The organism is Arthrobacter sp. RIT-PI-e (assembly GCF_001187915.1).
Lineage (GTDB): Bacteria > Actinomycetota > Actinomycetes > Actinomycetales > Micrococcaceae > Arthrobacter_D.
This window is the reverse complement of the sequence record NZ_LGIU01000012.1, coordinates 1-10,233: the sequence shown is the minus strand read 5'-3', so window position 1 is coordinate 10,233 and position 10,233 is coordinate 1. Positions and strand designations below refer to the sequence as shown.

Below are 10,233 nucleotides of genomic sequence, written 5' to 3'. Positions count from 1 at the left end.
CCGCTCGGGAAGCAGACCGATCTGGTGGTAGTGGCGGATCGTCCTGGCCGTGATGCCGACGAACGCCGCGGCGTCACCGATCAGGACCTGACGGGGCGGGGCCGGGGACGAGGACATGACGGGGCCTCTCGGAGCGGGTTGGAACGGACTTCGAGCAGACCACATGACGCTACGGCAGCAGCAAACCCGACCCTCACGTAGCACACCACTCAGAAATCCTTCAGCAGGGAACCCTCCACCGGGGACGCACGAGGATCCATCAGCGTACGTTTCTGCCTGGGTTGGCGTGATGGTTGGTGATTTTGAAGCGCACGATGCGTTGGATCATCACTGGGTACCCATGCAGCATCAGTCCTACGAGCGATATTTGGATAGCTCCTTGGTAGTGAGCTGTAGCCACAGTAGTGATGACCAGTAGTACGGTGGCGGCAACGCCGATGAGGTGTGCGGTTTCTGACTGCTCGGTTCCTCGAAGGAAGCGGGAGAGCCCCGATGTTCCACTCTCTGATTGACGCATTTGCCGGATGATCCGGTTCCAGCCCGAGGCGTCGAGGACGCTGCGGAGGATCTGGGCCCCTAGCAGTGTGTAGATCTTTGGCTCGAAAGCTCTCACCCGGTAGCGGGAGCGGCCGGCGTCGACCAGGGTGGGGCCTATCAGGAAGGCCATGAACAGGAACGCCCATTGCACGACGACGGCGAAGACGAGGTGGTCAGGCCCAATGGCACTCCACCCCGCTACCGTTAGACCAATACCGATTCCCAGACCTGCAACTACTGATCCCAGCTGCTGACCGCGCTTCGCCCCCATGAGTACAAGTCTGCCGATGACGAGTCTTTCCACCAACCGGTTCACCCCAGGGATAGACCCACCATCCATAAGGGGATGGCCTCATTCGGACGCCGGGGTCGCTCAGGTAGGTGTCCGCGCTGTGGTGGCTACTAGGGTGGCCCCATGATGAGGCTCATACATGCACCCGGTGATCCTGTCATCGCGACCGTTGACGGCATTAGTGTCCGTTTCGCCGGGATCGAGCTGCTCGAGCCCTCGGGCTCCTCCACTGTTGGTCCGTTGAACTTGATGATGTGCCTGTATCTGAGCGCAGTACGAGGATCGGAGACCGCGTTGCGTGATGCGCGGTTCCGGCTGAAACAGCAGCAGCGCTGGGAGCAGGTACACGCCGGTGAGCAGGACCCGTTCGGGTTCCCCTGGTGGCCGGTGGAGAGTATCTACGATCGGATCACCACCAAGCTCAGTGATGACCTCGGAACCCGGTATGAGAGAGCCGGCGGTCAGGTCGGGGGTGAAGGCAGGGAGTGGGAGATGGTCCTACGGTACACAACGATCCCACCCTTAGAGGCCCGGACCCTACATGTTGAGTTCAGCGTCGATGGGGTATCGACAGGAAGGACCTGCAAGATAGCGCTTGAACAGTAGGCTCACAGGCCGTGACCAAAGGAGTCCTGTACCGCGGAGGGATCCTTCCGCGTACACCTGCTGTGGAGGCCTTCCCTGAATTTTCCGGGTGCTGGTGACTTCAGTGGTAGAAGGGCAGTTTCTGGTCCTTCTCGACCCGGACGACGTCGAGCCGTAGCTCGGTCACCAGGTTGTCGATAAGGTCCTGCTCAGCACCGATACCGGCCCAGTGGGGATCAACATCCGAGGTGATGCACCAAGCTCGGTCAGCCGGCCAGATAAAGGCAGGGACATGCATGGGAAGACCCGTCGAGGCCTGCCAGGAGTCCTCGACCGCCCCGGAGACGAAGTCCGGTAGCGAGACCCGGACGAGGTAGTACTCGCGCGCAGGGGACACCGAAGGATCCCGGGATCCCTCATCATCGGTGATCACCACATGAGGTGTGCCCAGGACCAGCTCGGGAATCATCTCGTGGCCGTACCCGTCCCACATCAGCAGATACCCGTCGGTGATCGACCCGGGCTGCTGCTGTAACGCCTCGACCGCGATGCGCAGTTGCTCGGGCTCCGACAAGGTATCGCTGGCCGAGCGGAAGCCGGCCTGGCGTGCGCCCTCGTGCTCGGACTGTCCTTCGTAGGCCGGATCGGGGATGAAGCGCAGTCGCGCGTATGCCGGGAAGCCCGTCGGGCCCAGCGTCACCAGATCCCACCAATGCTGGTCCGTGGCCGCGATCCATTGCGCGGCCGATACATCACTACACGGAGAGAACATCACCCCTTTATCCTCCTCCCGACCACCACGACCGACAGCGGAATATTTACCACATAGGAGGATTGGCATACGAACGATGCGGCTTCCTGCGGACCGCTTGGTGAGGAATACTGCCCATATGTCGCCTCCGTCGAAGAGTCAGTACGATCGCCCGTTTCAGACGTGGGCTGGAGTAGCTCTCGGCGTGTGCGTCATCATCCCGCCATTACTGCGGCTCGACGAAGATGGGTGGACAGGCCTAAACATTCTTCTTGTGGTTTCCGGCGCGATGCTCATGATCACTTGGGTTACGAGATGGCTCCTGCAGGGGCAGCACAGAAAACGAGAGTATTCAGTAGGAGACGATCGCTCGGCTTCCTCCGCGACGGACCTTGAGTAATGGCCTGATAGAAGATGTACCTGGGTACACAGCTCAACGTAAGTGAGGCACGCGCCAAGTCAGCTATAGGTACGAAAAAGATCAAGGCGCGGCTCCGATGAGCCGTACTGATGATCTACCCCACGATAGTGTCTTGGAATGAAAAACTGGGTTCGGCGGCACCCCTATATGGCGCTGGCGTTCGGCTCTGTCATCTTCTACGTGTTTGCAACCGGCCTTTGGCTCGTCGTCAGCGACCGTAGCCTGATTGATGCTCTGGTCAGCGGCTTCATGTACACCTTGCTCTACTGGCTTCTGGCGATGTTCCAGTTGCGGAACGTGCGCAAGACCAAACGGCGGCTCGACGAACAGGGACAGTTCAAGGCTTTCCTGCGCTACCCGGATTCTCGTCCGGGTTCGCTCAGCGGAATCTGGAACCAGGGCGTCGCAACTCCCGACGCCGGGTTGATCCGGTTTCAGCCCGCTGTCTATGACAGCTTGGAGCCGTCAGGACGAGCGACTGATTTCAAAGTACAGACAGTTCTTCCGGATCGCCGAAAAATCGCCCGTGAAGAACGCAAGTACCTGCCGGCGTACGGATACCTGGCCGTGACCTTGCTGACTGATGGGGGCAAGGTTGAGATCGCCGCAAGTCCTGACTCATTGGACAAACTCATCGAAGTCGTAGCATCCGGTCCTGCCTAGGAGATCCCTCAGGATCCCTGGATGCGAAAGATGTGGTCACCCACGACTTTTTTCCTAATCGCAGTCCCCGCGGCGTACAGCTGCATCGCAGACCAGCTGCTGAGGGTCGGAGATGATTCCACTGCTTTGCAGTACAAAAACTAGAACGCCAGCTAGTACCGCAACCATGAGCCCTACAATCACCCACACCTTACTCCTACTCATCCTCACTCCGCCTTCAGTATTTTCGATTCCTACAGGCAGAAATCGCCCTAATATGAGAGTAGATGGACGCGGCAGATAAGTACCAGCAAGCAATCCCTATCGGGATGGAAGGTTGGAAAGGGCTGGCGTTACTGTCATCCAAGTTCAAGCTCTGTCGTCTTGACCCCAACTTTTGACTCCGAAACCTCTTGCTACTTGTGGTGGCTTCCGGAGGATGATGAATAACGGGATCAAGCACATGATCGCTAGTAGAACGTCACCGCCGCCCCACGTGTCGGTTATCGCCGACCGAACGAATGCAAGACCAATCATGATAAGCACCGAAAATGATGCGTAGAACCCCCACCTTCGGCGCTTATTCCACCAATTCGTAAACGTTCCATGATTGACTTCTGACGGGATGACAGATAGCTCGACGGTAAGCTTTTGACCAGTCAGAGAAATTATGGAGGGAATCAAATACAAACCGGTAGTGGTGCTAATTGGTTGGAGATTACCGCTCACCAAAGTGATGACTCCGGCAACGACCGGAACCCCTATAAAGATAAGTGGTTTGACTAACGCCGGTTCGATCCTCACAACTCCTGAGCTTACGTGCAGGTTCGCCCATCACCGCAAACCGGTCATCGCTGGGGACACGGCTCGTGGATCGATGACCGGGGTAGTTATGTCCGGAATCTGATCTCAGTCACTCGTGGCCAGTCATCTATGGTTCGCTGTCGTAGTGACTGAACAGATCCGAACCAAGCCCCTCCACCCAGCACGCCGACGCCTGATCATCGCCGTCGTGATCTGGGTACTGGTGATTCGGACCGGCATCCTCACAGCGGCGCAGACATTCGGAATTACGGACGGCTGGCGCACCATTATCAGCACCACACTGCTTCTGGCAATCTTCATCCCGCTGTCCCTGGCCGCGGTGAAGGAGCTCAACGCCCTTCGGCGTAGCGGAGAGGAGCCCCTCCCTCAGATCCCCACTCGGCGTTCTCTCATCGCCTTCGGTGTCTTCACGGTCGCGTTCTGGGCCTTGGTGATCTGGGCCACCGCATCAGGTAGTAGCTTCGTCATTCCTCTACTACCGATTCTTTGCACTATCTGGCTTATCGTAAGTATCCGCCGATACCACCGCGCGGGCCGCTCGGTCCATCCCAATACAGCAACCCGCCCGGATTGATCCTGCCAACAATCAAGTAACGCCCGCAGGAGGATCGGTATGCGGACGCTCATAGTGGCGTTCTCGACCGAGACGCGCAGCAGCCCTTCCCAGCAACACGGCAGCTTGCTACTTTTCTCCCATGAGAGCGAATGCAGTGACTGTCGGGATACCGGTTCGCAACTTGGAGTCAGCTGCTACTTGGTACACATCAGCTTTTGAGCTAGGGGCGCCCGCGCAGATCCCACTCGACGGGTTAGTCGAGTTCGACCTTGGCCCTTTCTGGCTCCAGCTTGCCGTAGCTTCTCAGCTGGCTGGGCAAGAGGGCATGTCAGTCAATATCAGCGTCGAAGACGCTACGAAAGAGCATACGAGGTTTACGGAGCTTGGCTTGAGTGTCAGCGAGCTGCAGCGGATCGAAGGTATTGTCGATTTTTTCGAACTTACTGACATGGACGGCAACAAAATCGGTTTTGTCACAGAACTGAGCTGATATGGCATCCTTCAGCCACATCCGGTAAACCATCCCTCACTCGGTCAGTTTCGGTACGGGGTCACCGAGCCTTGAGGAGGAAGATCCATTCACGCGAGGTTGAGAGGACCTCGCCTCGGTTCCAGTCGCCCCAGACTTTGGTGGTGCGCAGTCCTGCATCTTTTATTCCGTCGATCACGTTGTTCCAGGTCGGGAAGCGCAACGTCTCGCTCGTTGTCCACTCTTCAACGCCATCGTTCCAGTGATCCACGTGAGTTATCAGATCTCCGTCCTTTGATACCTGTCCCTGCAAAGTCCCCCATCCCAGGTCGCGAGGAGTCTCGTTGGCCCAGCCACGCCATTCCTCGGCCTCGGGGTTGCGGATCTCGAACGCGACGTGACCCCCCGCGCGTAGGGCGCGCAGTGCGTGGGTGAGTACATCCACCCAGGCCGATTGAGTGAGGAAGTACTGTGCGACATGACCGGTCATCACGACTAGATCCGCACACTCGTCCTCCAAATTTACCGCCGTTCCCTCAATCCACCTGATCTTGGACGCATGTGGTTGAGACCGAGCAAGTGAGAGCATCGTTGCTTGTGGCTCGACTCCTATCGCCTGGTGTCCCTGTTCCGCCAAGCGGCTGCACAGTAGGCCGGTTCCAGCACCGATATCCGCGACGACTCTTGCTTGCAGGTCGTTGGCTAGCTCGAGATAAAACGGAACGTCAGGGCGGAGGGCGTAGTCGGCGTCGTAGTGAGATGCGAGCTGCTGCGTGGCGTAGTAGTTCCTCAGAGGCTTATCTATTCTGAACCTCCTAATCGTCCGAAAGGGTAAAAAGGCATGCTTCAGGCACGGCAGGTTAATGAGTATTGCCTCCACCCTGTGAGATCCAACCTACCGAATCCTGATGCAAGGAACACGGCGACAGGGCGTCCGTATGCCGGTCGTCCTCCGTACTCGCCAGGAGCTTGAGGGTCGCCTGGCCCCGCCAGACCGGGGAGCGGGCGTTTACCCTGGACGATGAGAATGGACGAAACCCTACGTCAAACGGGACGCCGTTCTGGGGTCCACCAGCTGGCTGTGGGTGTCGTGGACGCCTACAGGTTGATGAGGCAGGTGGAAGCTGTTCTCGGGTTCGATAGGTGCTATGCGATCACGGCGTCTGAGGTGTCTTGGTAAGTCGTCTCACCTCGGTCTGTCTCATTGCTGGGACTGCTGGGACTGCTGGGGTGTTCGAGGTGGGAATGGGTGCGGGCTCAGCCCGGGGGTGTGGTGGGTCAGGTCTGCTCAGGGCTCAGCCCGGGGGTGTGGTGTGTGGTGCTGTGGCGGTCAGGAAGTGTCCTTGCCGGCGGAAGAACCTGATCGAGAGTACGAGCGTGGTGATCAGGAGGGTGAGGACGGTCAGGAAGAACCAGTCAATAGAGCCTTCAGGGCTGGGTGAGGAGAATCTCGGGGCGAGGACGTAGGTCATCGCGGGTCCGAGAAGGAGCCCGGTGGCGGTGTTCTTCCGGCGCAGGACTGCCAGTGACCGGGCGATGGTGAGGTGCTCGTCTGGGACGGACTGCTTGCCGTTGATACCGCGGGTGAGTGCTCGCTGTTCGTCGTTCTCGAGGGGCATGACGATGGACAGGGTGGAGCCTAGTTCCACGGATGGTTTGAGGCGTTTGCTGTTGTAGGTCAGCCCGCCGATGACGGCTCCGAGGGCGAAAAGATATGTTCCGGACCAGCCGATGAACCACCAGTCCAGGGGACCACCGCCTGCGCGAAGAAAAGCGATGAGGACAGCGCTACTGAAAGCGGTGAGGGTGATCAGGGGGAAGTAGCGGGTGTAATAGACCGTGAGCGCCCGGCTCATACCGTGGTCGGCGTACCCTTGGGCGTATTTCTCGGCTTTTGCCCAGCGAGCCGCTTTCTCTGCCTCGAGGTCTTTCATGCCCGCCATTCCCTATGTCCTCATCAGTTATTACTCACGCACAGGGCCACAAAGTCGTCCAGCTACCGGCTACCGGTCGTCATGTGCCGGTAGCCGGTGGGCTGTTTAGTGGGCTTGGTTGTAGGCGTCGATGATGGACTGGGTGATCCGTCCCCGGGCGCTGGGATTATGGCCGTTGTCCTGGGCCCACTGGCGGATGGCCTGGGTCTCCTCCTTGGACCGGCCGGAGCCCGTGCTGGTGCTCTTCTGCCCGCCCTGGCTCTTCCGTCCGCCGGTGTTGGATTTGCGGGCTTTGTCCACGTACTCGGAGAGGATGTGCCGGAAGTGGTTGGCGTTGTCTTCGGTGAGGTCGATTTCGTAGTTGGTTCCGTCGAGCCCGAAACGGACGGTTTCGTGGGCTTCTTCCCCATTGAGGTCATCCACGAGCTGTACTTGTATTTTTTGTGCCATAACTGTTTACTCCTGAAGCGTCGTAGTGCGAGTGTTTCTTTCCCCGAGTATCGACTGTAGCGCAGGCGTGGCAGGTATCAGGTAATCCGTGTTCTACTGCCCTTGCTGTTCTGGAGTAATGCGTAATGCGAGTTGCCTGGCGTATTGAGTTGCCGTGATATGCGCTTACTTAGTGGGAGAGGTGCAGGGTATTTGATGGTTGGTGGAGGTTAGTAGGGAAGTGGATGCAGGTCCGGGGCTGGTGATGGCTTGCTGGTTTGGGGTCGAGTGCTGCGTATGACCTCTGCGACACGGGAGCCCCGTTCCGTATCCCGGAACGGGGCTCCTGTGGTGCGGGGGTGTTCGGATCCGCCCGGTAGGACCGGGCAGGTTCGGGGTGGATTACTTGCGACGGGTGCTGGTGGTTTCCTGGACGCGGGTTCCGGTGACGGAGCGTGATCCGAGGAGTCCGGTGAAGGAGGCCACGACTGCGCCGATCAGGAGGCCGAAGAAGGTCCACAGGGTTCCTGCGGCTGCGGTGTCGGCTGCTTCTTCGGCTTCGGGGGCGTTCTCCTGTGCGGTTCGGGCGACCTCGTCCTGTGCGTCGGAGGCTGCTTGGCTGGCTTCTGCGGCGCTGACGTCAGGAGCGGCGTCGGCGGCCTGCTGGGGGTTCTGCGTCACGGCGTCACTGACGGTGGATGCGGTGGATCCGAGGATGCTGCCGGCGGCGCCCAGGACATTGCCGACCAGCAGGCCGGCGAGTACCACGATGGCCAGCAGGGACGTGGCCCAGGTGAGGAAGCCGTGGATGAGGCCGCTGCGGGCCGAGAGGGCGCCGGCGACGTATCCGCCGGCGGCCAGGGCGAGGGCCAGGGTGATGATGGAGGAGATTCCGGTGGCGATCCCGACGCCCTCGCCGGGGTTGCCTGAATCCAGGTCCGCCAGACCCAGACCGAGGGTCGCGGTGATGAGGGAGAGCAGGATGGTCAGGGCCAGGAACGTGACGACGCCGGCGATCACCGCTCCCCAGGAGATGTTGCGGGGGTTACCGGGTCGGTCGTCGCCGAAAGCGGCTTCCTTCCAGGACGCGTTCGGGGTCGTGGATGCCTCGTGGGAAGCGGTGCGATCTGTGCGCGGGGACGCGTTACTGGGCATGGGGAACTCCTGATAAAGGGCGAGAGTCATCCCGGCAGGTTGCGGGTGCGGGTGCGCGGGGATGACGTGAAACGGAAAGCCTGCGTGTACTCGTACATATCTGGCTGTACTGGCCGTACTGGCTGTACTGGCTGTACTGGCTGTACTGGCTGTACTGGCTGTACTGGCTGTACTGGCTGTACTGGCTGGGTGTGGGTGGTCGGGTGGGTGTCGGGGACCACCCGGCAGCATGGGGGGATCGTGCCGGGTGGTCCTTGATGCCCACCCGACCGGGACCATCCGATACGGCAGGGGTGCCGTGTCGGATGGTCCCGAGGGGAGGCCACTGCCCCCGGGATTGATGACCGGGGCAGGGGTTGCTCGGGGGGGGGGGTTACTTGAAGGCGTCCTTGACGTTCTCGCCGGCGTCCTTCAGGTTGCCCTTGGACTGCTCGGCCTGGCCCTCGGCTTGGAGACGCTCGTTGTCGGTGGCATCGCCGTAGGCTTCCTTGGCCTTCCCGACGACCTTCTCGGTTGCGTTCTTGATCTTGTCATCCAGTCCCATGGTGCGCTCCTTCACGTCGTCATCCTGGCCGTCATGCTGATGGGTGCATCTGACTGCTGCTGTTCTTCCCTGCGGACAGGAGACCGGGATCGGAAGATATCTACTGGTGGGTCAGTGGGTCCTCGACCGGCCTGGTTCCTGTCTGGTTCGAACGCTACAGGTTTCCTCATTAACTAACAAGCTAGACTATCTAGTCAGTACATTATCGATTGGACAGGTGGCTTGTCATGATGTGTGACAGGGTAGGTGATGGACGGGGTGGGGAATGACGGTTCGAGCGAATCGTGGTCCTCGAGGTGATGACGTATGGATGAAGCACAAATGAGTGAGCATGACGGTGAGCGGGCGAAGCTTTCCTCGAACAAGCGCGATCATGTCGAGGCGATGATGCTCACGTTGCGTGAGTTGCGTGAGCTCACCGACCGGGGGTACCGCGTGCAGCGGGATGCTAGAGGCCTTAATGACAAGGACATGGCGGCCCTGGGTTATCTTTCCCAGCAGTGGAAGGATCAACGCACCGTCAGTCCCAGGGACATCGCAGCCAACCTCGGGCTGACCTCCGCGACGACGACGGCGATCATCGACAGGCTCGAGGCCGAAGGGTATCTCCAGCGGCGGCGCGACACACTCGATCGGCGTGTGGTCCATCTGACTCCCGCACCGGCGATGGAGGACTGGGTGCGACAGCATCCCGTCGAATCGTTACGGGCCAGCCTCGTCGACGCCGCCACGCACCTGGACTGCGAAGAAGCCCGCATCGTCCAAGGCTATTTCTCCACCGTGCTCGAGAACATCCGACAACGACTCACCTGAAGCCCTCCCATCGAGGCTCAACCGCATACATAACGAGGCGCCCGGATCTACTACGACGAGTACCTGGCAGGGATTACCGCCATCTAGTTATCCCAGCGCGCCCCTCTCACCTAGCCATCGCATGAGAAACCAGTACAAACCGGCATCTCCGCAGGGACTGTCTGAATAACGGTGTGTGAGGGTCCGGCCTGATCCGAAAGGAGATGGCCGTGAAAGACTTCACGACCGAAGCAACAGAGACGATGATCGATCCTGTGACAGGAGAAATCATCGACCAGAA

Annotated in this window: 13 protein-coding genes; 5 read left to right on the top strand and 8 right to left on the bottom strand. The window is 59.7% G+C overall.

The annotated features are described in order from the left end of the window. Positions 1-117: MerR family transcriptional regulator (locus tag AC792_RS15895; RefSeq protein ID WP_152915940.1), on the bottom strand; the 117-nt coding region annotated here is incomplete at its 3' end. A gap of 142 nt (positions 118-259) precedes the next feature. Beyond that, positions 260-808 carry a hypothetical protein gene (locus tag AC792_RS00515; protein ID WP_152915939.1) on the bottom strand — a complete coding sequence of 183 codons (549 nt, stop codon included), beginning with the start codon at positions 806-808 and terminating at the stop codon, positions 260-262. A 144-nt stretch (positions 809-952) separates the two neighbouring features. On the opposite strand from AC792_RS00515, the gene AC792_RS00510 reads away from it, so the two are divergent. Then, entirely contained in the window at positions 953-1,435 is a 483-nt protein-coding gene (locus tag AC792_RS00510) for a hypothetical protein (RefSeq protein ID WP_049828647.1), read from the top strand. 100 nt (positions 1,436-1,535) lie between these two features. Here the strand turns inward: AC792_RS00510 and AC792_RS16685 are convergent, their stop codons facing one another. Then, positions 1,536-2,189 (bottom strand): hypothetical protein, encoded by a 654-nt coding sequence (locus tag AC792_RS16685; RefSeq protein ID WP_152915938.1) that lies wholly within the window; start codon positions 2,187-2,189, stop codon positions 1,536-1,538. Positions 2,190-2,703: 514 nt separating this feature from the next. On the opposite strand from AC792_RS16685, the gene AC792_RS00500 reads away from it, so the two are divergent. From AC792_RS00500 to AC792_RS00490, 3 genes are all read left to right on the top strand, one after another. Then, positions 2,704-3,249 carry a hypothetical protein gene (locus AC792_RS00500; protein WP_152915937.1) on the top strand — a complete coding sequence of 182 codons (546 nt, stop codon included), beginning with the start codon at positions 2,704-2,706 and terminating at the stop codon, positions 3,247-3,249. Between the two features lie 928 nt (positions 3,250-4,177). Then, positions 4,178-4,627 (top strand): hypothetical protein, encoded by a 450-nt coding sequence (locus tag AC792_RS00495; protein WP_152915936.1) that lies wholly within the window; start codon positions 4,178-4,180, stop codon positions 4,625-4,627. Positions 4,628-4,748: 121 nt separating this feature from the next. Beyond that, a complete protein-coding gene (locus AC792_RS00490) occupies positions 4,749-5,099 on the top strand; it encodes a VOC family protein (RefSeq protein ID WP_152915935.1) in 351 nt (116 codons plus the stop codon). A 61-nt stretch (positions 5,100-5,160) separates the two neighbouring features. Here the strand turns inward: AC792_RS00490 and AC792_RS00485 are convergent, their stop codons facing one another. The 5 genes from AC792_RS00485 to AC792_RS00465 form a co-directional block, all read right to left on the bottom strand. Continuing rightward, a complete protein-coding gene (locus AC792_RS00485) occupies positions 5,161-5,958 on the bottom strand; it encodes a class I SAM-dependent methyltransferase (RefSeq protein WP_049828643.1) in 798 nt (265 codons plus the stop codon). 415 nt (positions 5,959-6,373) lie between these two features. Then, entirely contained in the window at positions 6,374-7,012 is a 639-nt protein-coding gene (locus tag AC792_RS00480) for a hypothetical protein (RefSeq protein WP_152915934.1), read from the bottom strand. 105 nt (positions 7,013-7,117) lie between these two features. Continuing rightward, a complete protein-coding gene (locus tag AC792_RS00475; protein WP_049828641.1) occupies positions 7,118-7,462 on the bottom strand; it encodes a histone-like nucleoid-structuring protein Lsr2 in 345 nt (114 codons plus the stop codon). Positions 7,463-7,843: 381 nt separating this feature from the next. Further along, complete coding sequence (locus tag AC792_RS00470) at positions 7,844-8,596, bottom strand: hypothetical protein (protein WP_049828640.1); 753 nt, start codon at positions 8,594-8,596, stop codon at positions 7,844-7,846. Positions 8,597-8,969: 373 nt separating this feature from the next. Then, the gene (locus AC792_RS00465) at positions 8,970-9,140 is read right to left on the bottom strand and encodes a CsbD family protein (RefSeq protein WP_082177216.1); all 171 of its coding nucleotides are present in this window, start codon (positions 9,138-9,140) and stop codon (positions 8,970-8,972) included. Positions 9,141-9,446: 306 nt separating this feature from the next. On the opposite strand from AC792_RS00465, the gene AC792_RS00460 reads away from it, so the two are divergent. Next, positions 9,447-9,953 carry a MarR family winged helix-turn-helix transcriptional regulator gene (locus AC792_RS00460; RefSeq protein WP_082177214.1) on the top strand — a complete coding sequence of 169 codons (507 nt, stop codon included), beginning with the start codon at positions 9,447-9,449 and terminating at the stop codon, positions 9,951-9,953. The last annotated feature ends 280 nt before the right edge of the window (positions 9,954-10,233 follow it).

Coding starts and splice junctions, on each gene's coding strand:
- AC792_RS00515 (WP_152915939.1), bottom strand. CDS start 808: ATGGGGGCGAAGCGCGGTCAGCAGCTGGGATCAGTAGTTGCAGGTCTG.
- AC792_RS00510 (WP_049828647.1), top strand. CDS start 953: ATGATGAGGCTCATACATGCACCCGGTGATCCTGTCATCGCGACCGTT.
- AC792_RS00500 (WP_152915937.1), top strand. CDS start 2,704: ATGAAAAACTGGGTTCGGCGGCACCCCTATATGGCGCTGGCGTTCGGC.
- AC792_RS00490 (WP_152915935.1), top strand. CDS start 4,749: ATGAGAGCGAATGCAGTGACTGTCGGGATACCGGTTCGCAACTTGGAG.
- AC792_RS00480 (WP_152915934.1), bottom strand. CDS start 7,012: ATGAAAGACCTCGAGGCAGAGAAAGCGGCTCGCTGGGCAAAAGCCGAG.
- AC792_RS00475 (WP_049828641.1), bottom strand. CDS start 7,462: ATGGCACAAAAAATACAAGTACAGCTCGTGGATGACCTCAATGGGGAA.
- AC792_RS00470 (WP_049828640.1), bottom strand. CDS start 8,596: ATGCCCAGTAACGCGTCCCCGCGCACAGATCGCACCGCTTCCCACGAG.
- AC792_RS00465 (WP_082177216.1), bottom strand. CDS start 9,140: ATGGGACTGGATGACAAGATCAAGAACGCAACCGAGAAGGTCGTCGGG.
- AC792_RS00460 (WP_082177214.1), top strand. CDS start 9,447: ATGGATGAAGCACAAATGAGTGAGCATGACGGTGAGCGGGCGAAGCTT.